The sequence below is a fragment of the Polaribacter sp. AHE13PA genome (genome assembly GCF_019278505.1).
In the GTDB taxonomy this organism is placed as follows: domain Bacteria; phylum Bacteroidota; class Bacteroidia; order Flavobacteriales; family Flavobacteriaceae; genus Polaribacter.
In genome coordinates, this window is record NZ_CP058985.1 from 3,281,938 (window position 1) to 3,308,899 (window position 26,962).

The window sequence follows — 26,962 nt, forward strand, 5'->3', positions numbered from 1 at the left end:
TTGTTGAATCTAATTTTTGGCTGAATACTTGTAATATATTAATGTTCTAAACTAGAAAATTAATATATTGTAAATTATATAAAACAGCATAATAATGAAAGAAAATATCTTATCTAATTTAAAAACATATGCATTTAAAGAGGTAACTTTTGATAAATTAATGCAAAATAGGATTAATAAGGTATTAATAGTTTGTTCTAACTACGATTTTTATATGCTTGAAGAAGATGGTAGAATTGAAGAACGAATTTTTAATGAATACACTTCTTTAAATTTAAGGCATCCACCAAATTTTATCCATGCAAATTCTGCAAGAAGAGCAATTAAAATGATGAAGACTCATCAAATAGAGATCGTTATTACTTGGTTAGATATTGGTAATTACAATGCTTTTGAAACATCAAAAAAAATTAAAGAAGCATACCCAAACGTTCCAATTGCAGCTTTAAGTCATCATTCTTCTCAATTAAGAAGTAAGCTACAAAAAGAAAATACAGATAGTATAGATTTTGTTTTTCATTGGAATGGTAATGCAGACATATTTTTGGCAATTATTAAATTAACCGAAGATAGAATGAATGCAGAAACGGATATTAATACTATTGGTGTTAAAGCCATTTTATTGGTAGAAGATTCACTAAAGTTTTATTCTAGATATATTCCGCTTATTTATAAAGTGATCCTTAAACAAACGCAAGGATTAATGTCTGAAGGATTAAACGAGCATAGAAAAATGCTGTTAATGCGAGGGAGGCCAAAAATTTTATTAGCCACTACTTTTGAAGAGGGAATTGATTTATTTGATACCTACAAAGAAAATTTACTAGGTGTAATATCTGATGTGAATTACTTTAAGGATGGTGTTAGAAACAAAGAAGCTGGTTTTTTATTATTAGATTATGTAAGAAAATATAAACGTTATTTTCCTTTTTTAATGCAATCATCTAATGAAAATAATGAGAGGAGAACGTTAGAACTAAAAGGTAAATTTTTATATAAACATTCAGAAACTTTAGGTGTTGATATTAAAAATTATATTATAAAATATTTTGCTTTTGGAGATTTCGAGTTTTGGGATCCTACCCAAATGAAAATTTTAGCAACAGCTAAAGATTTAGGTGAATTTCAAAAAGCCATAAAGAATGTTACTGAAGATTGTTTGATGTATCACGCAAAAAGAAGTGAGTTTTCTAAATGGTTAAAATCTAGAGCGCTGTTTCCTTTAGCAGATTTATTAAACGTTATAGAATATGATGAATTTGAAAATAATGGTCAAATAAGAGATTTCTTAATTAATTCTATCAAAGCATATTTAGTTTACAGATCTAGAGGTGTAATTGTAAAGTTTAATAAAGATAAATACGATGAGTTTGTTGGTTATGCAAGAATAGGTGAAGGTGCTTTAGGGGGCAAAGCGAGAGGTTTGGCTTTTATAGATTCCTTTTTAAAACGAAATAATTTATACAACAAATACAAAAATGTAAGTATTACCATACCAAGAACTGTTGTAATAAGTACAGAAGTTTTTGATCAGTTTATAGAAACCCATAAACTAATAAAATTTGCAGCAAAATGTACAGATGATGATAAAATATTACATGAATTTATTTCAAAAGATTTACCAGAATGGGCTTTAGAAGATATTAGAGCATTTTTAAAAACAACTACTTGTCCTATTGCAGTTCGATCATCTAGTATGTTAGAAGACTCAAATTATCAGCCTTTTGCAGGTGTTTTTGCAACGTACATGATTCCGAATTCTGAAATAAACAAAAAAGTTGAAATGGTTGCTAATGCAATTAAATCTGTTATAGCATCTGCTTTTTTTGAAAACAGTAAATTGTATTTAAAAGCAATATCTCATACTATAGAAGAAGATAAAATGGCTGTAATTTTACAAGAAGTTATAGGTAAGCCATATCAAGATGTATATTATCCAAATATTTCTGGAGTAGCACGTTCTATTAATTTTTATCCTATTGGAGATGAAAAAGCAAGTGAAGGAATTGCTAATATTGCTTTAGGTTTAGGAGAAATAATTGTGGGTGGCGGACAAACATTACGTTTTTCACCATCTTATCCAAAAAAAATATTACAACTATCTTCTCCCGGTTCTACACAAAGAGAAACGCAACAGTATTTTTATGGTTTAGATTTGAACCCTGATAGTTATAAGGTTTCAACTTGTGAAGCCATCAATAAAAAGAAAGTAACCATTAGAAAAGCCGAAAATCATGGATCTTTAAAGTTTGTAGCATCTACCTATGATTTACAAAATAATACTATTAGGCCAGGTGTAATGCAAGATGGTATTCGGGTAATTACATTCGATAATATTTTAAAATACAATACGTTTCCATTGCCAGAAATTTTGCAAGAACTCTTACGTGTTGGGCAACGAGAAATGAGAAACCCTATAGAAATAGAATTTGCAGTGAAACTAGATGTTCCTGCAGGTAAACCAAAAGAATTTAGTTTTTTGCAGATAAGGCCTATCATAGAAAGTATGGAAACCGTAAGTAAATTACCTGAAAATTTAGATATTTCTGAAACCATCATTTACTCAGAATCTGCTTTAGGAAATGGTAAATATGAAAACATTTGTGATGTAGTTTATGTAAAACCAGAAACGTTTAATTCGGCAAATACAAGAGATATTGCAAGTGCAGTAGAAGAAATTAATAAAAAATTTGTAGCACTAGACAAACCCTATATTTTGGTTGGTCCTGGGCGTTGGGGATCTAGCGATTCTTGGTTAGGTATTCCGGTACTTTGGTCTCAAATTTCTGCGGCAAAAATAATAGTAGAGTCCGGTTTAAATGATTTTAGAATAGACCCGAGTCAAGGAACTCATTTTTTTCAAAATTTAACCTCTTTTAAAGTGGGATATTTAACCATCAATCCGTTTATAAAAGATGGCTTTTTTGATGTAGATTATTTAAATGAACAAGAAGCAGATTTTGAAGATTCTTTTTTAAGGCATATTTCTTTTAAAAATGACCTTACTGTTATTATTGATGGAGAAAATAATAAAGCAGCTATTTTTAAAGAAGGTATCTCTTTGGAGAACAGTACTTCAAATATAGAAGAATCATTTGAAGAATTGCCTCCGGAAGGGTTTATGTAAAATGTATATTTTATAAAAAAATACTTCAAATAAATGAATTAATATTCAAATTCTTAGAAAAGAGATAAAATATTGTTAATTATCAAAAAACATGCTGAAAGTTTTATTTTAAAATCAATTTTAAAATGTATTTTTGAAGTATAAGTTATTGAATAAAAAATTACTAATTATACCATTATGAATGTAAAAGAAATTTTAACAAATTTGGAAACGAAACACCCTGGTGAAAAAGAATATTTACAGGCTGTTAAGGAGGTTTTAGAGTCTATTGAGACAATTTATAATGAAAATCCACAATACGAAGCGGCTAAAATTATTGAACGTTTAGTAGAGCCAGATAGAATTTTAACCTTTAGAATTTCTTGGATTGATGATGCAGGACAAGTTCAAGTAAATATTGGACATAGAGTGCAATTTAACAATGCAATAGGTCCTTATAAAGGAGGTATTCGCTTACACCCAAGTGTAAATTTAAGTATCTTAAAGTTTTTAGGTTTTGAGCAAATATTTAAAAATGCCTTAACAACACTACCAATGGGAGGTGGAAAAGGTGGTTCTGACTTTAATCCTAAAGGAAAATCGGATACCGAAATTATGCGTTTTTGCCAAGCATTTATGTTAGAATTATGGAGAATGATTGGACCAAGTACAGATGTACCAGCTGGAGATATTGGAACAGGTGGTAGAGAAATTGGGTTTATGTATGGCATGTATAAAAAATTACAACAAGAACATACAGGAGTTTTTACAGGAAAAGGTTTAAATTGGGGAGGAAGCTTAATAAGACCAGAAGCTACAGGTTTTGGTGGAGTTTACTTTACAAAAGAAATATTAGAAACTAAAAATGATAATTTTAAAGGTAAAACAGTAGCGCTTTCTGGTTTTGGAAACGTAACATGGGGTGTTGCTTTAAAAATTACAGAATTAGGCGGAAAAGTAGTTACAATTTCTGGTCCTGATGGATATATTTACGATGAAAAAGGATTAGATGATGATAAAATTAGTTACTTATTACAGTTAAGAGCATCTAATAACGATATTGTTTCTCCGTATGCAATTGAGTTTCCAGAAGCAAAATTTTATCCTAATGAAAAACCATGGGGTGTAAAATGTGATATTGCAATGCCTTGTGCTACTCAAAATGAATTAAATGGAGAAGATGCCTTAAAATTAGTTGCAAATGGTGTACAATATATTGCAGAAGTTTCCAATATGGGATGTACTCCAGAAGCTGTTCATACATTTCATGATGCTAAAATTTTATACGCACCTGGTAAGGCAGTAAATGCTGGTGGAGTTGGAGTTTCTGGTTTAGAAATGTCTCAAAACGCAATGAAATTAAATTGGACTAAAGAAGAAGTGGATGAAAAATTACATCAAATAATGCATTCAATTCATACAGCTTGTTTAATATATGGAACAGAAGAAGATGGCTATGTAAATTATGTAAAAGGAGCAAATATTGCTGGTTTTATTAAAGTAGCAGATTCTATGTTAGATTTAGGAGTTGTATAAAAACAAATAAATTAAAAGCTAAAACGCATCAATTTTTTTTGATGCGTTTTTTTTTGTTTCCTATAATAAGTTAAGGTGCTATTATGTATGTTTTTAATTAGATATAAATGCATTTCAATAAATAAAGGAAGTCAAATTTTTATATATTTTAAATTTGTTATGCTCTTCAATAAAAATAAAATTAATAGTGTAATAGAGTTTTATATAGTATAGAAAATAAGGTTAGTGAAATAGGTTTTTTTTAAGGTTGATAACTTATAATTTTAAAGGATTTGGGTAAAGAACTTTAGTGCTTTTTAAGTATAAAATATTCAAAATAACTTATATTTGCTTAGTTAAATGTTTATAAAAGTCAAAATAAAATGTCTACGAATACAGAGTCCAGAATAGAAGATTTCATGCAGTTGGTTGAACAAAGAAACAGGCATGAAACGGAATTTTTACAAGCAGTGAGAGAAGTAGCAGAAACCTTAATTCCTTTTATTGTTGAAAATAAAAAGTACTACGGAAAAAACCTTTTATTAAGAATGGTAGAGCCTGAAAGATTAATTTCTTTTAGAGTAACATGGACAGATGATAATGGAGAAATAAGGGTTAATAGAGGTTATAGAATACAAATGAATTCTGCTATTGGACCGTATAAAGGTGGTTTAAGATTTCACCCTTCTGTAAATGCTAGTATTTTAAAGTTTTTGGCTTTTGAACAAGTATTTAAAAATTCTTTAACAACATTGCCAATGGGTGGTGGTAAAGGAGGTTCTGATTTTGATCCAAAAGGAAAATCTGATCGTGAGATAATGAATTTTTGTCAAAATTTTATGAGTGAATTGCAAAAACATATTGGACAACATATAGATGTACCAGCAGGAGATATTGGAGTTGGCGCAAGAGAGATAGGCTACATGTTTGGAATGTATAAAAAATTGAGAACAGAATTTACAGGGGTTCTAACAGGAAAAGGAGTTGCTTATGGTGGTTCATTAATAAGACCAGAAGCTACAGGTTATGGAAACGTGTATTTTGCAGAAGCTATGCTGAAACTTAAAAACGAATCTTTTAAAGGAAAAAATGTAGTTATTTCTGGATCTGGTAATGTTGCACAATATGCAGCAGAAAAAGCGATTCAATTTGGAGCAAAAGTATTAACGCTTTCTGATTCTGGAGGTTATATTTATGATGAAGATGGTATAGATGCTGATAAATTAAACCACGTAATGTATATTAAAAATGAAAAACGTGGTAGAATTAGCGAATATTTAGAAGAATACCCAAAAGCAAAGTATTTTAAAGGAGAAAGACCTTGGTCTGTTAAATGTGATATTGCATTGCCATGTGCTACTCAAAATGAATTAAATGGAGAAGAAGCAAAAACATTAATAGACAACGGTTGTATATGTGTTTCTGAAGGTGCAAATATGCCTTCTACACCAGAGGCCGTTCATGAATACCAAAAAGCAAAAATATTATACGCCCCAGGAAAAGCTTCAAATGCTGGTGGTGTTGCTACTTCTGGTCTAGAAATGAGTCAAAACTCATTACGATTAAACTGGTCTAGAGAAGAAGTAGACGAAAGGTTAAAAGAAATTATGCAAAAAATACACGATTCTTGTGTAGAGCATGGTAAAAATGAAGATGGAACTGTAGATTATATCAAAGGGGCAAATATTGCTGGTTTTGTAAAAATTGCAGATGCTATGTTAGCGCAAGGGGTAGTGTAGAAAAACGCTTATAAGTTACTATATAAATGAAACGTGTCAATTCTTTGACACGTTTTTTTGTTTATTTGTCCATATAAAAACAATTTATGAGCTTTCTAATTTTTATTTTCTTAGGTTTTGGTGTTGCAGTTTTAGGTAGTATAACGCCTAGTTTTTTAAACTTAACAGTAGTTAAATTCAGTTTAAGAAATGGTAAAAAAGCAGCGTTCTATCTTATTGGTGGTTATGCTACCGTTTTATTTTTTCAAGCGAATATAGGTGCTTATTTATCGAGTATTTTAATGGAAAATTCAGAGTATATAACTTTATTACAAAAAATAGGTACAGGTATTCTTTTGCTGCTATCCATTAACTTTTTTAGACTGTATTTTACGTCAAAAGAAAAGAAAGTAAAAGAAGAAATACCTAAGTCGAAAGCTTATTTACACGGTATTGGAATGTCTCTTTTAAATACCATTGCAATTCCGTTTTACTTTACAACTATTTCTATTTTAATAGGGTTAGAATACTTTGAATATTCTTACTTAAATGGATTTTATTTTTCAATCGGTTCTACAATTGGTTCTTTTACACTATATTCATTGTATGCTATTGTTGCTAAAAATATTGAACACAAACTAACTTTTATTGCTTCTAAAATGGATTTTATTTTAGGTAGTTTAACAGGTGTAGTTGCGGTAGGAAATTTTGTTTTTCTACTTTACAAATAATTTATTTTGAATATCTTTTTACTCTTTTTCTTCGGTTTTATTTTCTCTTTCGTTGGTTCTATAACACCAAGTATGTTAAATATGACTGCGTTAAAAATTAGCTTAGAAAAAGGGAGATTAGCAGCTAACAAATATGCATGCGGAGTTTCTTTAATTATTATTCCTCAGGTGATAATTGCTGTTGTTTTAACCAAATACATTGCAGAAAACCCTACCATTTTAGAAACCTTAGAAAAAGTAGGAATCGTTGTTTTTATAACTTTATCTTATTATTTTTATAATGAATCTAAAAAAGAGAAAATAAAGATTGATGAGGTAAATATTAAAGAAATAAATCCTCTACTAACAGGTATATCACTATCTGCTTTAAACATGTTTGGCATTCCTTTTTTTAGCGGAACCATTATTACCTTAGATGTTTTTAAGTTGTTTAGTTTTGAGGCTGTTTCTGTATTATTTTTTACGTTAGGATCTGTATTAGGAACATTTTATATCCTATTTTTATATGGGAAATTTGCAAAAGTAATTCAACAAAAAACAGGGAAACTCACAAAAGACATCAACCTAATTTTATCAATTATAACAGGTTTAGTTGCTGTTTTTACATTTATAAAACTATTTATTTAAAGAGAAAATGAAAATTTTAAAAAATACAATCATTCAAGGCAAACATAGTAAACCAATTGTCGCAGATGTTTTTTACAAAGAGAATCATCAACCAAAAAAAATAGTTGTTTTTTGTCACGGTTACAAAGGTTTTAAAGATTGGGGCGCTTGGAATTTAATGGCTGAAGCTTTTGCAGAAGCAGGATTTTTTTTTATAAAATTCAACTTTTCTCATAATGGAGGGACCGCTGAAAACCCTATTGATTTTCCAGATTTAGAAGCTTTTGGGAATAATAATTATACCAAAGAATTAGACGATTTAGAGAGTGTAATCGATTGGATTTCATCCGAAGAAAAATTTAAAAACGAAGTTAAAATTAATGATATTTCAATAATAGGACATAGTAGAGGTGGTGGAATTGTATTGCTAAAAGCAAATGAAGACGCAAGAGTAAAAAAAGTAATTTCCTTAGCTGCTGTATGTGATTTTGGCTCTAGAAGTTCTACGATTGGTGATTTAGAGAACTGGAAGAAAACAGGTGTTAAATACGTTTTAAACGGACGAACAAAACAGAATATGCCACATTTCTATCAGTTTTATTTAAATTTTAAAGAAAATGAAGAGCGTTTAAATATTCGGAAAGCGGTAGGCAGTTTAAAAATACCACAGTTAATAATTCATGGAGATAAAGATACTTCTGTTTCTATTGATGAAGGTAAAAAAATACACTCTTGGAATACTGAAAGCCAATTTGAAGTTATTAAAAATGCAGATCATGTTTTTAATGTTTCTCATCCTTGGAAAAAGGAAAACATGTCTAAGGAATTAGAAGAGGTTACAGTAATTTGCGTAGCTTTTTTAAAAAAATAAATCTACAAAGTATTTCCTTGTAGATTTATTTTTGGCACTCGTTTTAGATTTGAAACTCTTTAGCAGAAAAGTAAAGGTCTATTGGAGAAGCTCCTACATTATCTACCGTTTTTGCTACCGTTTTATCTGCATTATAAATTACTAAAGCACTATTATTTGGATCCATAAAATCCTTTAAACCGATAACGTAAACTTGTTTCGTATTTGGGTGTTGTTTTACAACTGTGTTAAATGCAATTCCGTCGTTACTTGGTGTTGCAAATTCTTCAATAACTTTGGTTTCTGTATTAAAAGTATAAATTTTTCCAGATGCAGATTCAGACCAAAAAGCATTTACACTTTCTGAGTTCATTGTTAAAATACTGTTTGTGTATAAATTAATAACACCATCTGTAACAGTTACTGTTTCATTAATAGAATAGTCTGCATTTAGTTTTGTAAACGTGGCAGCTGTGGCTCTCTTTTCTTTTGCGACCCAAATAGTTCCGTTTTTATCTTTTAAAAGTCCAGAAATACTATCATCAAAAGTTATTACAGAAGTAAATTCTTTAGTAGTCATATTCATTACAACTAATTCCTTTCCATCTGCAATTAACACATTTTCAGCATCTACAATTAGTGCAGCATTGTTAAAAAGAATTTCATTAGAAACCTCACTTATAGCATCACCAATACCAGTAGTGGTGTTTACGTGGCAAAGATTGTAATTTCTACTTCTTCCACTTCCAGAGGTATTAATTACCAAACCATCCGTGTTAGAATACATTTGTAAATAAGATGGAGAAGATACGTTAGAAGAAGTTATTGACTCTTCTACACTTAATGTTTTTAGGTTAACTTTAGAAATATATGATGGTCCGTTTTGACTTACAATATAGAGTTGGTTATTATAGCTAGAAAAAGAGGTGCTTTCTGCATTTTCAGATACAGTAACATTTGGTGTTGCAATTTGATTTTCGTCTAGAAATGTAAGTGCTGTTTTATCACTTTCTAGAGATAAGATAAAGGCATTGTTATAAGTTATTGGAGCTTCAGGAATTACATCTTTTTTAGTACAAGATACAGCAAATAATAAGCCAATTAAGGCTAATCTGGTTAGACAACTTTTCATTATGATTGATTTTAAAATTTTAAATAACAAAATAGGCAAGTTCTTACCCTTATTAAAAAGCGGAAAAACCATGCATATGACACGTATTTCTTTTTAACTTTTCTCCCGAAAGTTACAAAAGACGAATATAATTTTTGGCAGGTCTCCTGGCTTGCATTTTGTTAAAACCTTCCCGTCTTTTATAAAGACAGTGGTGTAAGAAATAACGATAATCTAAATAGACAATGCTTACAGTTGCGGGAACAGCTCAGGCTTAAAAAAACTACCTGATTCCCTTTTAATTTTAATTCAATTTATTGAATATAAAACCAAAAATTTATGATGTAAAAGTATTTCCTTTTTTCATTATAAAAAACTAATTTCAAATATAATCTAGTGTATTTTTATGTTTTAGGAATTGCAATTTCCTTTTATAAGATAGCGAGATTTCTCAATCGCCAAAGAGCTTATTTTGAAGTGATAAAACTTAATGCAATAAAAACATACAACGTATCACTGCTAAGTATTTAGAAGCCTCATAGTAGTGATAAAACAAAACTAAACACCCAATTTGTCATTTCGACGAAAGGAGAAATCTCATAACAGTGATGCTATAACAAAAAGCAACTTTATGTGATTTCTCTCTCCGTTCGAAATGACAAAATTGAACGTAAAAAAACATACAACTTGTCACTTCGAAGTGTTGAGAAGGCTCATAGTAGTGATAACATAAACCGGAATACTGCTATTGTAAACCGTTAACTAAAACCAGAAACTACTTCTCACTTTCCAATTCCAAAACCTTCTGAATCATTTTATCATCCTGGTGCATAATTCTATAAAAGCCAACATCTCCAAAAAGTGTGTTTGCAATAGAAGCTTTTAGGTATTTTTCTAGACTTTTTTTGGTTGTTAAAGAAGGTTTATAAGCTTCTTTAATATCAGATAGATAACTATTAAAAACAGTTCCTTCTTTATCAAAATCAGTAATAAAAGTATCTATTGTCCATTTTTGTAGCTTTTTTCTATTGTTATCAACGTAATCAAAAGCAAAATCATTAATCGTATTAAAGTAGTAACCATTCATGTAAGAAGTAGTGTCTATTGGTACAAAAACATCCGGAATAATTCCACCGCCACCATAAACAATCTTTCCTTTAGGAGTTTTATATTTAAGAGAATCTACCACTTTTATGCTATCTTTATTAAACAATTCACCATTAGAAACCCTCTTCTGGTAATCTGTATAATAATTCTTATTTCCTTTGTGGTCATAAGGTTTTTGAATAGATCTACCCGTTGGCGTATAATAACGAGCCGTTGTTAAACGCACAGCAGAACCATCGCCTAAATCCATTTCTATTTGTACCAAACCTTTACCAAAAGAACGCCTTCCAATTATGGTTCCTTTATCATTATCTTGTAAAGCACCAGCTAAAATTTCTGAGGCAGAAGCAGAGTTTTCATCAATCAAAACATACAAACCACCTTTTTCGAAATCTCCTTTAGCAGTTGCAAAAGATTCATCAATTTCGTTTTTATTGTTTTTAGTAAAAACAATAAGTTTATCATCTTCTAAAAATTCATCAATAATACTATTTGCAATGTCTATAAAACCACCACCATTGCCTCTAATATCAAGAATTAAATCAGTCATTCCATCATCAATTAAGGTGTTTAACGCAGATTTAAATTCACTGTAAGTATTTCTTGCAAAACGATCTAATTTAATATAACCAACAGAATCGTTCACCATATATGCTAAATCAACACTTTTAATATTTACATTACCACGAGTCACGGAAACGGTAAAAGTAGAGTCTATACTTTTTCTATAAATTTTAAGTGCAACTTTAGTATCTGGTTTCCCTTTTAAATAACCAGGCACTTTATCTGTGTACATTTTTTTACCATACAAAGTATCTTTATTAGCCATTAAAATTCGGTCTCCTGCCTTAATTCCTGCTTTTATACTTGGTCCACCTTTTATAGGTTGAATAACGGTAATAGAATCTTCAATCATTCTAAACTGAACGCCAATTCCAACAAAATTACCTTGCATGTTTTCTGTAACCGCTTGCAGATTTTCTTTAGGAATATAAACAGAATGCGGATCTAGTTTACCCAACATTTGCGTAATAGCTCCGTCTAAAAGACTTTCTGTATTTACAGTATCTACGTAGTCTTTTTCAATAAAATTAATAAGTTTCCTTATTTTTAGTTCTTGAGATGAGTTTTTATTTAAAGACAACATATTGGTAGCACTTCCGTTAAGTGAAAGTCCAATAAGTAAACCAAAAATAACTGCTAAAGATAAATATATAGGGAGGTTGTTTCTATTCTTCATAAGGTAAATGCATAATTTCTACGCCTGCTTTTTCTAGAAAATTGATACCAGAAGTATCCTTGTATGATTCTGCATACACAACACGTTTTATTCCTGCTTGGTGAATTAATTTGCTACACTGAGTGCATGGAGATAACGTAATATATAAGGTTGCACCCTCTGCAGATTGGGTAGAAGACGCCACTTTTAAGATGGCATTTGCCTCTGCGTGTAAAACTTCCCATTTTGTAACTCCATTACAATCTTCGCAAGAATTATCAAAACCAGTTGGTGTTCCGTTAAAGCCATCAGAAATAATCATTCTTCCTTTTACAATTAACGCACCTACTTGTTTACGTTTGCAATGAGAGAGTTTCCCCCATTCGCGAGCCATTTTTAAATAAGCCCTATCGTATTTTAATTGTTTCTTTTCAGTCATACAGAACGAAAGTAAAAAGATTTAGATAAATATGACGTTAATAATTAGACAAAATTTATTTTAAGCTGTTATGAATAATTTTTTGGGCGTTACCTTACAGGTCGGGCTTTCCGCTACAATCTTTTTATTCATCCTTCATAAAAAGGATTTTCACTGCAATCCCTAACGCAGCTTACTTATTATCAACAGTAAAAAATCGAAAATTTTGTTGGTTACCAAAAAACTCTATCTAGCATCATTTGTATAGAGAAACCAATTACAATAGACGAGCAAACTAAAATCCAATCTCTTCTACTAACTCTAAAAAAGTTTTGAAGTAATGTACCAACAATTAAAATACCTAAAACAATAATAATCTGAGCAGCTTCTATACCTAATGCAAATTCTAATAGCGGAAACAATTTATTTTCTTCTTTACCAACCATCATTTTAAAATAGTTAGAAAACCCTAAACCGTGAATTAAACCAAAAAACAAAGCAAATATTAAGTTGATGTTTTGTTTACCAGAAGCAGTGTTTTTAGCAGTAAAAACATTAATAGCTCCAGTTATAAAAATGGTTACCGGAATTAAATATTCAATAATATCTATTCTAATTTTTAGAATTCCGTAGGCAGATAATGCCAAAGTAACAGAATGACCAATTGTAAATAAGGTTACTAACCATAAAACTTTTCTCCATTGTTTAAAGCTAAATACAACAGCTAGTACAATCAAAAATAAAATATGATCGTAAGCAGATAAATCTAACACATGGTTTAAACCCATTTTAAAATACAGTAAAAAATCGTCCATTAATAAAAATAATTAAGTGTGAATGGTAAAGATATTAAAAACAGTAATTGGATAAAAGCTTAAATACACTATTAACAATTCTAATTACTAAATTTTAAATAAAATCAAATTTATAAGTATTCATTCCTTTAAATTGATAATAATTTGATAAATACGTAAAGTTTATTACTTTAAATAAGTATTAATACGTAATAACACTTAGTTTTGTATTTCAAATACGTAATTATGAAAACAGTTATAGTTGTCGGAAACGGAATGGTTGGTTATAAATTTTGTGAAAAATTTGCAGCAACTCCAGAAAGTAAAGATTTTAAAATTATTGTTTTTGGTGAAGAACCAAGACCTGCTTACGATAGAGTTCATTTAAGTGAGTTTTTCGAAAACCAAGATGCAAAAGCCTTAGAAATGGCACCTGCAGAATGGTATAAAGAAAATAATATCGATTTAATTGTTGATGAAAGAGTTTCGGAAATTAATAGAAAGTCTAAACTAATTACTACGGCAAACGATAGAGAGTTTTCTTACGATTATTTAGTGTTGGCTACGGGTTCTTCTGCTTTTGTTCCGCCAATTAAAGGTGTAGAAAAAGAAGGGGTTTTTGTATACAGAACTATAGAGGATTTAGAAGGAATGTTGGCGTATGCTGCAAAACTGAAAAAGAAAAACCCAAATGCAAGAGCTGCCGTTTTAGGTGGAGGTTTATTAGGTTTAGAAGCAGGTAAGGCAGTTATGGATATGGGGTTAGAGCCTCATATTGTAGAGTTTGCCTCTAAATTAATGCCAAGACAATTAGATTCTAGAAGTAGTAACGTATTGCAATTAAAATTAGAATCTATAGGATTAAACATTCATTTGAACAAAGCAACCAATCAAATTTTAGGTGATACATGTATTACCGGAATGGAGTTTGGCGAAGACGATGTTTTAGATGTAGAAATGTTAGTGGTTTCTGCCGGAATTAGACCAAGAGATGAGTTAGGTAAAGTATCTGGTTTAGAAATGGGTGTTCGTGGGGGAATTGTAGTGGACAATAAAATGCAAACTTCCGATCCAAGTATTTTTGCTATCGGAGAAGTTGCCTTGTACAATCAAATGATTTTTGGTTTGGTGGCTCCTGGTTATGATATGGCGGGTGTTGCCGTAAATCAAATTATTGGAAATGTAGAAGAATTAATGCCTGCAGAAATTGATATGTCTACCAAATTAAAATTAATTGGTGTAGATGTAGCAAGTTTCGGAGAGCCTTTTATGCCAGCATCAAAAGGACATTCAGTTATTTTCGAAAATAAAACACAACATTTATATAAAAGAATTAACGTAAGTCTTGATGGTAAATCATTATTAGGAGGAATCTTAGTAGGCGATGCATCAGACTATAATATGTTGCATCAAGTATATTTAAACGGAATGCCAATTCCAGAAGATGCAGCACAATTAATATTACCTGCTACAGAAGGCGGCGCTTTTGGTAGCGCTTTAGATTTACCAGACGAAGCGCAAATTTGTTCTTGTGAAAACGTAACGAAAGGTCAGATTTGTGGAGCCATAAAAGATGGTTCTTGTGAGGATTTAGCTGGCGTTATTTCATCAACAAAAGCAAGTACAAGTTGTGGTGGTTGTAAGCCAATGGTTACAGATTTGGTTAACGAAACTTTAAAATCGTTAGGTAAAACGGTTAAAAATGTAATTTGTGAACACTTTGAATATAGTCGTCAAGAATTATACGGAATTATAAAAGCTAAAAAACTGACTTCTTTTAACGAGGTTTTAGATACTTGTGGTTCTGGTCATGGTTGTGAAACTTGTAAGCCTTTGGTTTCTTCAATTTTTGCAAGTTTATATAATGACACTCCAAATAAGGAAGACGTTACCCAAGATACAAACGATAAATTTTTAGCGAATATTCAACGTAACGGAACGTATTCTGTAGTGCCTAGAATTGCAGGTGGAGAAGTAACGCCACAAGACTTAATTGTTTTAGGACAAATAGGATCGAAATATAATTTATACACAAAAATTACCGGTGGAGCGCGTATCGATTTCTTTGGTGCAGAATTAAATGATTTACCTGCCATTTGGAAAGAGTTAATTGCTGCTGGTTTTGAAAGTGGACATGCATACGGAAAATCGTTAAGAACTGTAAAAAGTTGTGTAGGTTCTACATGGTGTCGTTATGGATTAGCAGAAAGTATTTCTTTTGCCATAGAATTAGAAAATAGGTATAAAGGGTTGCGTTCTCCTCATAAAATTAAAGGTGGCGTTTCTGGTTGTATTCGTGAATGTGCAGAAGCTAGAGGTAAAGATTTTGGAATTATAGCTGTAGAAGGTGGTTGGAATTTGTATGTTGGCGGAAATGGTGGGGCAACTCCAAGACACGCGCAGTTATTAGCAGAAAAAATAGACAATGAAACAGTTGTAAAATATCTAGATCGTTACTTAATTTATTACATACAAACTGCTGCTCCGCTAATGAGAACTGCTGCTTGGTTAGATAAATTAGAAGGCGGAATTGAGCAATTGAAAAAAGTGGTTATCGATGATAGTTTAAATATTGTGGGTGATTTAGAAAAAGAAATGCAATTCTTAGTAGATGCTTACGAATGTGAGTGGAAACAAGCTATCGAAAACGAAGAAACTAAAAAACGTTTTAATCATTTTGTAAATTCAGATGATAGAGATGATAACTTAGTGTTTGTGCCTTTACGTGATCAGAAAATGCCTGAACTTTGGAAAAATTAATTTTACCAGTATAAATCATAACGTAAGGTTTTGTCATTTCTAAGTAAGGAGAAATCACGTAAAGGTGCTCAACATTATGTGTTCACTGTAATGCGACTTCTCTTAAAATCGAAGTGACAGAGCGTTTTAAAATAACATTTTAAATCTCAATTATTTTCAATAAGACTACTTAGTTGATCAGAAATAACAAATATAATTATGGATACATTACTTTTAAAATACAAAACAGTAAAAGAAGCAGATGTAAAAGTTTGGTTTAAAGCAGCTCCTATTAGTGCATTTCCAAAAGATGGTGGAGCATGTGTAAAATACAAAGATTTACAAATTGCAGTTTTCAATTTTTCTAGGTTAGATAAATGGTATGCTTGCCAGAATTTATCACCAGAAAAACAAGAAAACGTATTGTCTAGAGGTATGTTGGGCGATCATAAAGGGATTCCTAAAATTGCATGTCCGTTGCATAAAAAAACTTTTTCGTTAGAAACGGGAGAAAACTTAAATGCAGATTTAGCACCTATCGCTGTATATCCTATTAAGATTGAAGCAGAAAATGTGTATATTGGCTTTTCAGAATAAACAAAAAAGATGAAGCCAACAAGATTTGAAACTGCCATTGCATTAATAGATAAAAAAAACGCTGAAGATCCAAATAACTACCAAGTTTCTGGATTAGAGTATCCTAAAGAATTATTATATTCTCAAAGGATGACAAGAAAGTTACTTCAGTTTGATCCTAATGCATCAAAGGCACTTCAAATTTCGGCAAGAGCACAACATATTTGTCGTTGGAAAATTGGTAGAAAAGAATATCCGATGGATAGAGTTGGGTATTTAAAATGGCGTGAAGAATTAAAAAAGATGCACGCAAATACTACTGGAGAAATCTTAGAACAAGTTGGTTTTGATGAACAGTTTGTAGACAGGGTTCAGAAGATTATCTTAAAAAAACTAATCAAGAAAAACGAAGAAGCTCAAACCTTAGAAGATGTTATTTGTCTGGTTTTTCTAGATTATTATTTTGATGAATTTGCAGCAAAACATACCGATGAAAAAATTATCGATATTTTAAAGAAAACGTGGGTGAAAATGTCTGATAATGGACATGCAGCAGCGTTAAAAATTCCATTTTCAGAAAAAAGTTTGGCATTGGTAAAACAAGCTATCTCATAAATAAAATGTAATTTAACATGACTAAAAACGGCAATTCATTAGACCAAAGAACGTTTGATAAATTGAGCCGTTTATACGTTATCGCATTAAGCACCATTGCACTTTCTGTTATTATTAGTCAAGTTTTAGTTCATAATCACTTAGAAAGTCAAAAAAGTGACTCTACCGTAATTAATGTGGCTGGTAGACAACGAATGTTGAGTCAAAAATTAACCAAAGAAATTGTTTCTCTTTCTGATTATTCTGATAAAAAAAATAGACTTCTACTTAAGAACAAAATTTCAGAAACCCTTTATCTGTGGCAGTTATCTCATCATGCGCTTCAAAAAGGAAATGATAGTTTAGGGCTTCCTGAACATAATAGCGATAAAATTAAGAGTGAATTTAAAGCAATAAATCCTGTTTTTAATACTATTGAAAAATCAGCTAAATCAATTGTAAAAAAAATATCACAAAATCCTACCATTTCTATTGATGAGTTAGCATCAGAAGTTAAAAAAGTAATCCATAATGAAGGTTCTTTTTTATTGATGATGGATGAAATTGTAAATCAATACAATGTAGAAGCAGATAAAAAAATAGCTTGGTTAAAAAAATTGGAATTCCTATTAATGACTTTTACGTTAATAATACTTTTAGGTGAATTTTTATTTATTTTTTGGCCAACAGCAAAATCGGTAAAAGCAACACTTTCAGAGTTATTATCCGCAGAAAAAAGAGCTAAAAAAATGGCCTTTGATGCCGACGAGCTAAGTCTTTCTAAAGAAAAATCTATAAAAGAATTACGTGCGTTTAGCCATGCAATAGATGAAACGTTGTTATTTGCAAGGGTTTCGCCAAGCGGAAACTTAATTCATATAGGAAATAAATTTTCTCGTTTGTTTAGATTATCAAACTTAAAGAATGAAGTGTTGTTTTGGAATGTTTTATCTAATAATGAAAATGAACAATTAGTAATTGAAAATTTAATTAATAAATATAAAAAAATAGGTTGGCAAGGAGAGGTAAAAGCAACCATAAAAGGAGGTGTTGATATTTGGTTAGAGATGTCTTTGGTGCCTTATAGACCTACTGAGGATAGATCTGAATTGTTAGTAATTGCTTCTGAAATTACAGATAGAAAAGCGGCTCAAATAGAAGTAGAAAGACTTACAGAAGAAAGTTTTGAAGAGAAAATGAGTCAGCAAAAGATAATCTCTAGTAAGATTATTGAAAATCAAGAAAAAGAACAAAACAGAATCGCCAAAGACGTGCATGACGGAATTGGGCAAATGTTAACAGGGTTAAAGTACAATTTAGAGAGCATCAATATGAATGATATTGAGAAAACAACTTTAAAAATAGAGCACTTAAAAGAATTAACCACCAATATTATAAAAGGAGTTAGAACTGCTACTTTTAATTTAACCCCGCCAGAATTATCAGACCACGGAATTGTGCCTGCAATTACCAAGTTAACACATGAATTAGGTAGATTGACGGGAAAAGAAATTATATTTTTTAATAAAACAGATTTTAATGAGCGTTTAGATTCTTTAATAGAAATTAATATTTACAGAATTGTACAAGAAGCAATTAATAATGCTATTAAATACGCAGATTCTTCACATATTTTAGTGTCACTTTCTCACAGTGAAAATATCTTAAGTATAAATATTGATGATGACGGAAAAGGTTTTGAACCTTCTAAAGTAAAAAAAGTTAAAAACGGAGATGGTGGCATGGGAATGACTTTTATGAAAGAACGTATTAAATACATTAATGGTCGTTTATTTTTAAATTCTGAACTAGGTAAAGGAACAAGAGTTACGTTAAATATTCCTATTTAAAAGACTAAACACAAAACTTAATAAAACACAATCTTGTCATTTCGACTTTAGGAGAAATCACATAACAGTGATCACACAAGGTCTAACAAACCTTATGTGATTTCTCACTGCGTTCGAAATGACAAAGAGTATAAATAATAAAACAGGCTACTATATAAATACGTAGTTTTACTTAAAAACCTTATTTTTGTACGTATAAAATAGTTACAATTATGATAAATGTAGTTTTAGCAGACGACCACGTTTTGGTAAGAGATGGAATAAAAGCACTTTTAGAAGATCAGACAGGAATTACGGTTATTGATGAAGCATCTAACGGAAAAGAGGCTTTAGAGGTAATTGCTAAAAACAAACCTCATGTTCTTATTGTAGATATTAGAATGCCAGAAATGAACGGAATTGAAGTGGTAGCAGAAATTACCAAAGAGAAAATAGATGTAAAAACCTTAGTGCTTTCTATGCACGATTCTGAAGAGTATGTTTTAAAATCTATACAAGCAGGTGCAGATGGTTATTTGTTAAAAGGAGCTAGTAAAGAAGAATTTTTAAAAGCGGTTAATAATGTAGCTGGTGGAGATAAGTATTTTACCGGTGATGTTTCTACCATTATCATGAATAATTTTGTAAACGGAAAAACCAGTAAAGTTATTGAAGAGCAAAAAGAAGTAAAAGTTGCTCCTTTTAAACTGACTAAAAGAGAAAGGCAAATACTTACTTTAGTTTTAGAACTAAAGAATAATAAAGATATTGCAGAAGAATTATCTATTAGCAAGCGTACTGCAGAAGTACATCGTTTTAATTTAATGAAGAAGTTAGAGGCTAAAAACTTGCAAGAATTAACAAATAAAGCCAAAGAATATCAGTTGATATAGGTTTTTTGATTGTAGATGTCTCTGTGTAATAACTCACAGCAAAGTTCTATCGCCAAGGGCGCAAAGAAAAAAACTCAGTGCATCTCTATGTGGTAATTAATGCTTACTTTTTTGTTTGATTTTTCTTTAACTTATCAATTACAAAAACACTGTATATCATAATTAACAAGCCAAGAATCATGGCACTATATTGTAAAGTTTTATAATCAGCTAAAAATGTCATTCCGAGTGTTGAAAGTGCCATTCCAACCACAAATAGATTTATTCCTTTATTATTTTTCATTTTTGTTCCGTTTATTTTCAATTGATTAGTAGTATAATTGAACTATTTGTTACACTTTATCTTTTAATTTTAAATTGAATAGAACAATTTGTTGGACTACACCTTTTTCATAACAATTATTTTTCAACTCCAATTTTATCATATTCTTAAATTCAATACTACGTAATTATTAATCTAGTAATAATTATGAAATACGTATTTTTTAGCATAATAATTAAGTATTTATACTTAGTTTTGTGTATCTAAAAATATGTATTATGATAAATCTAGCGCAAGAAAAATCTACAAAATTAAGTTTATTCGATTTTAAGAATGTTTCCACTCGTACCTTTTGGATAACATCAATATCATTCTTTTTATGCTTTTTTGCATGGTTTGGTATTGTACCTTTTATGCCAGATGTTGTAAAAGATTTAGGCTTAACTCCAGATCAAAAATGGAACTCAATTATTTTAGCCGTTTCAGGAACCGTCTTTGCACGTTTACTAATTGGTAAATTATGTGATAAATACGGACCAAGATTATGTTATACTTGGTTGTTAATGTTAGGTGCAATTCCTGTTATTTTATGTGGATTGGTACAAACACCAACTCAATTTTTAGTTTGTAGATTGTTTATTGGTTTTATTGGAGCTTCCTTTGTAATTACACAAGTACATACTTCTTTAATGTTTGCACCAAATATTGTAGGTACTGCAAATGCAACTTCTGCAGGTTGGGGTAACTTAGGTGGTGGCGCAAATAGATTAGGTATGCCTTTAATTGCAGCGGCAGTTGTTGCTTTTGGTGTTGCAGACGGAGAAGCTTGGAGATATTCTATGGTAATTGCTGGTATTGTTTGTTTTGCAATGGGAATTGTATATTACTTATTTACAACAGATACTCCTAAAGGAAACTTTAGCGAATTAAAAGAAGCTGGCGAAATGATTGTTACTAAAAAAGATCAAATAGGATTTTTAGAAGTATTAAAAGATTATAGAGTTTGGATTCTTTTTGTAGTATATGCTGCAAGTTTCGGAATTGAATTAACAGTATACGGAACTATGGATGATTATCTTCAGAATACGTTTCAATTACAAAGAGTAACTGCAGGTAACATTGTATTGTCATTTGCATTGATGAATATTTTTGCAAGAACTTTAGGTGGTTTCTTTGGAGATAAATTTGGGAAATTAAAAGGATTGAGAGGTCGTGTTTTATTCTTGTCTTTCATTTTAACCTTACAAGGAGTAATATTGATATTTTTCTCTGGAGCTACAAGTTTGGTTTTAGGAGTTGTTTTGTTGATTCTATTTAGTTTAAGTGTTCAAATGGCAGAAGGAGCAACGTTTTCTGTAGTGCCATTCATTAATAAAAAAGCCATTGGTTCTGTTTCTGGAATTGTTGGAGCAGGAGGTAATGTAGGAGCATTTTTAGCGGCAATGTTATTAAAGTCTAAATCTTCACTAGCAGAAAAAGCAGCAATTGTTTCTAATGAAGGTTTAAGTGATGAGGTTGTTAAAGCAGCACAATCTGCCGCTTCTTCGAGTGCAGTTGCAAGTGGATATTTATTAATAGGTTTTGTAGTTGTAGTTACAGGTATTATTGCTTTAACTATTAAATTTTCTACAGAAGAAGAGGAAGAAGAGTCGACAGAAAATAGCGTTGAGTTAACACCAGAGTTGATACCAATTAACGTAAAAGGATAAAAAGATAATTGTCCCCCAACCTTTTATTATCTATTAAAAAGAATAACAAAATTGATTATTAATGGTTGTTTTTTATTGATTTATAAATTCAACTCATCTTTTTTAAGTGTATTAAGAATAATAAAATCTAACTTTGGTTAGTAAATAATTAATATCGTATTTTGTATAAAATCTTGGTCTAAATGATTAAAAATGAAATTAAAACAACGTGTTCTTATTGTGGAGTAGGTTGTGGAATTATCGTAAAAAAAGACATTAACAACAAGGTTTTTGTTGAAGGAGATAAAGACCACCCTGTTAATAAAGGAATGTTATGTTCTAAAGGGATGAATTTGCATTATGTTGCTAATGATACTTCAGACAGAATTTTATATCCAGAAATGCGTTGGAGTCGTTCGCATCCGCGTGAGCGTGTTTCTTGGGATACGGCTTTAGATAGAGCTGCCAACGTTTTTAAATCAATCATAAAAAAACATGGTCCAGATTCTGTAGCATTTTACGTTTCCGGACAAAGTTTAACAGAAGAATATTACATTGCTAATAAACTTACAAAAGGGTTTTTAGGAACTAATAATATAGATACCAACTCGCGTTTATGCATGAGTTCTGCAGTGGTTGGTTATAAAAAAACATTCGGAGAAGATAGTGTGCCAATTTCGTATGATGATATTGAATTAGCAGATACTTTTTTAATAACAGGTGCAAACCCTGCTTGGTGTCATCCAATTTTGTTTAGACGAATTGAAAAACGTAAAGAAGAAAATCCGAAGGTAAAAGTGATTGTAATTGATCCACGTAAAACAGATTCTGCAAAATTTGCAGATTTGCATTTGCAATTAACACCAGGTACAGATGTTGTTTTATACAATGCTATTGGTAGGTGTTTGTACAAAAGTGGTTTAATTGATGAAGATTTTATTAAAAATCATACGCAAGGTTTTGATGGTTACAAAGAAATAATCTTTGGAACCACTTTAAAACAAGCGTCTAAAATTTGTGGAGTTCCTGCTAAGGAAATTCAAAAAGCTGCAGAAATGATTGGTCTTGCCAAAGGCTTTATCAGTATGTGGGCAATGGGTTTAAACCAAAGTGTAATTGGTACAGACAAAAACACATCACTTTTAAACTTATCTTTAATTACTGGTCAAGTTGGTAAACCTGGTTCAGGTCCATTTTCATTAACAGGTCAGCCAAATGCAATGGGCGGACGAGAAGTTGGCGGAATGGCAAACTTGTTAGCGGTTCATAAAGATTTAGGAAACGAAGAACACAGAAGAGAAGTTGCACAATTTTGGGGAGTCGATAAAATATCGCCAAAACCAGGATTAACAGCAACAGAAATGTTTGATGCTTTAGAGAGCGGAAAGTTAAAAGCAGTTTGGATTGCTTGTACAAATCCGTTAGTAAGTATGCCAAATTCGCACAGAATAGAAAAAGCGATGGCAAATTCTAAGTTTGTGGTAGTACAAGAAATTTCTCATAAATCAGATACTTTACAGTTTGCAGATTTGGTTTTACCAGCTGCAGCGTGGTTAGAAAAAGAAGGTACCATGACAAATTCTGAAAGAAGAATTTCTTATTTACCAAAAGAAATTGAAGCGCCAGGAGAAGCAAGACCAGATGTAGAAATTTTCTGTGATTTTGCACAAAGAATGGGTTTTAGAGGTTTTAATTTTAACAGTGCAGAAGAAATTTATGATGAATATGCTTCTATGACCAAAGGAACAAATATTGATGTTTCTTTCTTAAATTATGATCGATTAAAAAACGAAGGTACTTTTCAGTGGCCCGTAAATGAATATAGAAGTAAAGGAACACCGCGTCTTTTTGAAGATAAAAAGTTTTATACACCTTCTCAAAAAGCAATTTTTAATGTTCCATCAACCATAGAAAATACATCTGTAAAAACGAATGACGAGTTTCCGTTAATTTTAACCACAGGTCGTGTTAGAGATCAGTGGCATACCATGACCAAAACGGGGAAAGTAGCAAGATTAAAAACACATTATGCGAAACCTGTTTTAGAAATAAACCCTGTTGATGCATATTTAAATAAAATAAAAGACGGAGATATTACAGAGATTAAAAGTGGAAACGGAGTTGTAAGGGTACGTGCAAAAATTACCGACGAAATTAAAGAAGGCGTTGTTTTCTTGCCAATGCACTGGGGTAAAGTGTTGCAAAGTAATTTAAATAGAGCCAATAATTTAACCAACACACATGTAGATCCGGTTTCTAAAGAACCCGATTTTAAATTTACATCGGTTTCTGTATCAAAATATAAAAAACCGAAAGATAAAATTATCATTGCAGGTGCAGGAGCTGCCGCTTTTCGTTTTTTACAAAACTATAGAGATAATAATGAGGTTGATGAGATTCATGTTTTTTCTATGGAAAAGAACTTGTTTTACAACCGTGTTTTATTGCCAGAATATATTACAGAAGAACTTTCTTGGGAGCAATTATTGAAAATAAAAAATGCTGAATTAAAGGGATTGAATATTAAAATTCACCCAGAAACAATAATAGAAAAGATTGATAAGGATGCTAAAGTTGTTACAGATTCTAACGGAGAAACGCATTCGTTTGATAAATTAATTTTAGCAACAGGAAGTAGGCCTTTTATACCTAAAGATGTACAAATAGATTTACCGGGTCGTTTTACCATGCGTAATAAAAGTGATGCAGATCGCTTTAAAAATTATTTAGATGCTACAGGTTTGCCGCCAGAAGAACAACATGTTGTAATTGTTGGTGGAGGTTTGTTAGGTTTAGAGTTGGCTGCAGCGATGAAGCACAAGAATGTAAAAATCACTATTATTCAGCGTGCATCTCGATTAATGGAACGTCAATTAGATAAAATTTCTAGTAAATTATTATCAATAAACGTACAAGAAAGAGGGATTCAAATTTATTTTGATAATGAAGTAAGTACTGTTTTTGATGATGAAGATACTGGTGAATTAACCATCAACCTAAAAAGTGGAAAATACATTAATGCCAATGCAATTGTTTATGCAATTGGTACAAGACCAAATATAGAAATTGCTAAAAATAATGGTATTATTTGCGGTAGAGGAGTAAAAGTGAATCAACATTTACAATCTTCTCATCCAGATATTTTTGCCATCGGAGAAATTGCAGAATTTAAAAACAAGTTATTTGGTATTACCTCTGCAGCAGAAGAACAAGCAGGTATTTTAGCCAACTTTATTGCAGGTGATATTAGTGAGGCTTACAATGGTTCTGTATTAATGAATATTCTAAAATTTAGCGATTTAAATTTGTGTAGTATTGGAGAAATTTCTGTTCCGGATAACGATCCAAGTTACGAGGAAATTATTTTTACAGATATTTCTAAAGGATATTATAAGAAGTGTATTGTAAAAGATGATTTACTAATTGGTGCTGTTTTAGTAGGTGACAAAAATGAATTTGCAGAGTTTAAAACCTTAATTGAAAGCAAGATTGAAATGTCTGACAAACGAGAAACCTTGTTAAGAGGCGCATCTAATGACGCACCTGTTTTAGGAAAATTAGTTTGTTCTTGTAGCCAAGTAGGAGAAGGAAATATTGAAGAAGCCATTGCTAAAGGATGTTCTAATTTTACGGAATTATGTAACAAAACAGGCGCAGGTTTAGGGTGTGGAAGTTGTAAAACGGAAGTAAGAGAAATTTTGAACAATGCAAAAGTAACAGTATGAGCGAGCAGTTAAATAGAATCATTGTAAGAGGTGGAGTTTTATCTCCTGGAGAACTAAAATACATTTGCGAATCTGTAGAAAGTTTAGGCTTAAAAACCATTTCTTTTGGGTCTCGACAAGATATTTTATTGCCTAAAAAAGTAAATCAAGAAGAGTTAGCTCAATTTGATAAATTAAAAATTGTAGAAGCAAATGAAACAGGTGTAGAAAACATTGTTTCGTCTTATGTTTGTGCAGATATTTTTCCGAGTACGTCTTGGTTAACCGGAGATCGATATTTATATCTTTTAGAACAATTTAACTCAGAATCTAAATTAAAAATCAATTTAACAGATCCAAAACAACGTTTAGTTCCTTTGTTTACTGGGAATATAAATTTTATTGCTTCAGAACATGAAGATTATTGGTATTTGTATGTGAGGCTTCCAGATTGGAAAAAAACACAAATGTATCCTGCTTTAATTTATAGTTGGGATTTAGATAAGATTGAAACAGCCATAGAAAACATCCTTCAAGAAGAGCCAGAAACCATCGAAATGATTTTCGATTTGGTTAGTGATGCAATAGATACCAATAATAGAACGGTAGACATCCCTTTAGAAGTGCCTTTTTATCCTTTTCCTTATTTTGAGGGAATGAACAAAATTGGTATGGATAAATACTGGTTAGGTTTGTATTGGAGAAACAATAAATATGATATTTCTTTCTTAAAAGAAATGTGCGAATTGTGTTCTGAAAATAAGATTGGTAAAATTTCTATTACACCTTGGAAATCTTTTGTAGTTAAAGGGATTCCGAGAGAATCTAAACTGGTTTGGGAGAAGTTTTTAGGTAAGAGAGGAATTAATGTTCGCCATTCTATGCTAGAGTTAAATTGGCACATTCCAGTAGCCAATAAAGACGCTTTAAATTTAAAAAAATACTTGGTTTCTAATTTCGATCAAAATGATATTAGTACCTACGGTTTAACCTTCGGAATTACAGATTACAGTAAAGCAGCTTATTATTTTACATCAATCGTTGTTGAAAAAAATAAACAACCAGAAATGATAGGAAATTTCCAGACAAGAGATACTTATAATTTATTGTACGCTAAAAATTTTGATCCGAATACAAGGCAATATATTATGCACGTTCAAGACGTGGATAAAGTAGAATTACCAGGTTTATTAATGGAATTAAGTCAGTTGTATTTTGATCAATTAGGAAGCGAAATAGAAGCAGAAAAAGAAGCTGAGGTACAAAAAGAAATCACAGAGTTAGAAGTGTATCAATGTAAAGATTGTTTAACAATTTACGATGAAGCCTTTGGCGATGTTACTCAAAATATTCCTCCAGAAACCGTTTTTAACGCACTTCCAGAAAGCTATGAATGTTCGCTATGTGAAGCTCCGAAATCTAGTTTTCAAAAAGTAGTATTAGTAAAATAAGTAAGTTATAGCATAAAAAATTTGATTGTAAATTCAAACATAGTATTAAAA

General features: G+C 30.9%; 19 protein-coding genes and 1 riboswitch. Of the genes, 14 read left to right on the forward strand and 5 right to left on the reverse strand.

What is annotated here, in order from left to right:
* Nucleotides 1–94: 94 nt before the first annotated feature.
* The 6 genes from H0I28_RS14230 (at nt 95) to H0I28_RS14255 (ending at nt 8,547) form a co-directional block, all read left to right on the forward strand.
* Nucleotides 95–3,127, forward strand: coding sequence for a PEP/pyruvate-binding domain-containing protein (locus H0I28_RS14230; RefSeq protein WP_218759500.1), 3,033 nt, complete (start codon nt 95–97; stop codon nt 3,125–3,127).
* Between the two features lie 177 nt (nt 3,128–3,304).
* Nucleotides 3,305–4,642 (forward strand): NADP-specific glutamate dehydrogenase, encoded by a 1,338-nt coding sequence (gdhA, locus tag H0I28_RS14235; protein WP_218759501.1) that lies wholly within the window; start codon nt 3,305–3,307, stop codon nt 4,640–4,642.
* Nucleotides 4,643–5,004: 362 nt separating this feature from the next.
* Nucleotides 5,005–6,360 carry an NADP-specific glutamate dehydrogenase gene (gene gdhA, locus H0I28_RS14240; protein ID WP_218759502.1) on the forward strand — a complete coding sequence of 452 codons (1,356 nt, stop codon included), beginning with the start codon at nt 5,005–5,007 and terminating at the stop codon, nt 6,358–6,360.
* 86 nt (nt 6,361–6,446) lie between these two features.
* Nucleotides 6,447–7,070, forward strand: a complete 624-nt coding sequence (locus tag H0I28_RS14245) for a LysE family translocator (RefSeq protein WP_218732108.1) — start codon at nt 6,447–6,449, stop codon at nt 7,068–7,070.
* A gap of 6 nt (nt 7,071–7,076) precedes the next feature.
* Nucleotides 7,077–7,697 carry a LysE family transporter gene (locus tag H0I28_RS14250; protein ID WP_254712785.1) on the forward strand — a complete coding sequence of 207 codons (621 nt, stop codon included), beginning with the start codon at nt 7,077–7,079 and terminating at the stop codon, nt 7,695–7,697.
* A gap of 7 nt (nt 7,698–7,704) precedes the next feature.
* Nucleotides 7,705–8,547: a S9 family peptidase gene (locus tag H0I28_RS14255; RefSeq protein ID WP_218759503.1), complete on the forward strand. Its 843-nt coding sequence runs from the start codon at nt 7,705–7,707 to the stop codon at nt 8,545–8,547.
* Nucleotides 8,548–8,590: 43 nt separating this feature from the next.
* Here H0I28_RS14255 and H0I28_RS14260 read toward each other — a convergent pair whose 3' ends face one another.
* From H0I28_RS14260 to H0I28_RS14275, 4 genes are all read right to left on the reverse strand, one after another.
* Nucleotides 8,591–9,658, reverse strand: coding sequence for a hypothetical protein (locus tag H0I28_RS14260; protein WP_218759504.1), 1,068 nt, complete (start codon nt 9,656–9,658; stop codon nt 8,591–8,593).
* A gap of 118 nt (nt 9,659–9,776) precedes the next feature.
* Nucleotides 9,777–9,986, reverse strand: a riboswitch (cobalamin riboswitch).
* A gap of 426 nt (nt 9,987–10,412) precedes the next feature.
* Entirely contained in the window at nt 10,413–11,984 is a 1,572-nt protein-coding gene (locus H0I28_RS14265; RefSeq protein WP_218759505.1) for a S41 family peptidase, read from the reverse strand.
* A complete protein-coding gene (locus H0I28_RS14270) occupies nt 11,974–12,402 on the reverse strand; it encodes a dCMP deaminase family protein (protein WP_165731347.1) in 429 nt (142 codons plus the stop codon). The genes H0I28_RS14265 and H0I28_RS14270 overlap by 11 nt, the downstream gene beginning before the upstream one ends.
* Nucleotides 12,403–12,614: 212 nt before the next feature.
* Nucleotides 12,615–13,196 carry a HupE/UreJ family protein gene (locus H0I28_RS14275; protein ID WP_218759506.1) on the reverse strand — a complete coding sequence of 194 codons (582 nt, stop codon included), beginning with the start codon at nt 13,194–13,196 and terminating at the stop codon, nt 12,615–12,617.
* A gap of 225 nt (nt 13,197–13,421) precedes the next feature.
* Between H0I28_RS14275 and nirB the strand changes: the two genes are divergently transcribed.
* The 5 genes from nirB (at nt 13,422) to H0I28_RS14300 (ending at nt 19,806) form a co-directional block, all read left to right on the forward strand.
* Nucleotides 13,422–15,935, forward strand: a complete 2,514-nt coding sequence (gene nirB, locus H0I28_RS14280) for a nitrite reductase large subunit NirB (protein WP_218759507.1) — start codon at nt 13,422–13,424, stop codon at nt 15,933–15,935.
* A gap of 198 nt (nt 15,936–16,133) precedes the next feature.
* Entirely contained in the window at nt 16,134–16,511 is a 378-nt protein-coding gene (gene nirD, locus H0I28_RS14285; RefSeq protein WP_218759508.1) for a nitrite reductase small subunit NirD, read from the forward strand.
* Between the two features lie 9 nt (nt 16,512–16,520).
* Complete coding sequence (locus H0I28_RS14290; RefSeq protein WP_218754894.1) at nt 16,521–17,105, forward strand: DUF4202 domain-containing protein; 585 nt, start codon at nt 16,521–16,523, stop codon at nt 17,103–17,105.
* 17 nt (nt 17,106–17,122) lie between these two features.
* Nucleotides 17,123–18,934 (forward strand): ATP-binding protein, encoded by a 1,812-nt coding sequence (locus tag H0I28_RS14295; RefSeq protein ID WP_218759509.1) that lies wholly within the window; start codon nt 17,123–17,125, stop codon nt 18,932–18,934.
* A gap of 212 nt (nt 18,935–19,146) precedes the next feature.
* Nucleotides 19,147–19,806 (forward strand): response regulator transcription factor, encoded by a 660-nt coding sequence (locus H0I28_RS14300; RefSeq protein ID WP_218732117.1) that lies wholly within the window; start codon nt 19,147–19,149, stop codon nt 19,804–19,806.
* 103 nt (nt 19,807–19,909) lie between these two features.
* Here H0I28_RS14300 and H0I28_RS14305 read toward each other — a convergent pair whose 3' ends face one another.
* Nucleotides 19,910–20,089 (reverse strand): hypothetical protein, encoded by a 180-nt coding sequence (locus tag H0I28_RS14305; RefSeq protein ID WP_068447949.1) that lies wholly within the window; start codon nt 20,087–20,089, stop codon nt 19,910–19,912.
* A 257-nt stretch (nt 20,090–20,346) separates the two neighbouring features.
* Here H0I28_RS14305 and H0I28_RS14310 point away from each other — a divergent pair, with 257 nt between their 5' ends.
* From H0I28_RS14310 to H0I28_RS14320, 3 genes are all read left to right on the forward strand, one after another.
* Entirely contained in the window at nt 20,347–21,777 is a 1,431-nt protein-coding gene (locus tag H0I28_RS14310) for an MFS transporter (protein ID WP_218759510.1), read from the forward strand.
* 182 nt (nt 21,778–21,959) lie between these two features.
* A complete protein-coding gene (locus tag H0I28_RS14315; protein WP_218759511.1) occupies nt 21,960–25,481 on the forward strand; it encodes a nitrate reductase in 3,522 nt (1,173 codons plus the stop codon).
* Entirely contained in the window at nt 25,478–26,911 is a 1,434-nt protein-coding gene (locus tag H0I28_RS14320) for a rubredoxin (RefSeq protein WP_218759512.1), read from the forward strand. The genes H0I28_RS14315 and H0I28_RS14320 overlap by 4 nt, the downstream gene beginning before the upstream one ends.
* Nucleotides 26,912–26,962 lie beyond the last annotated feature (51 nt).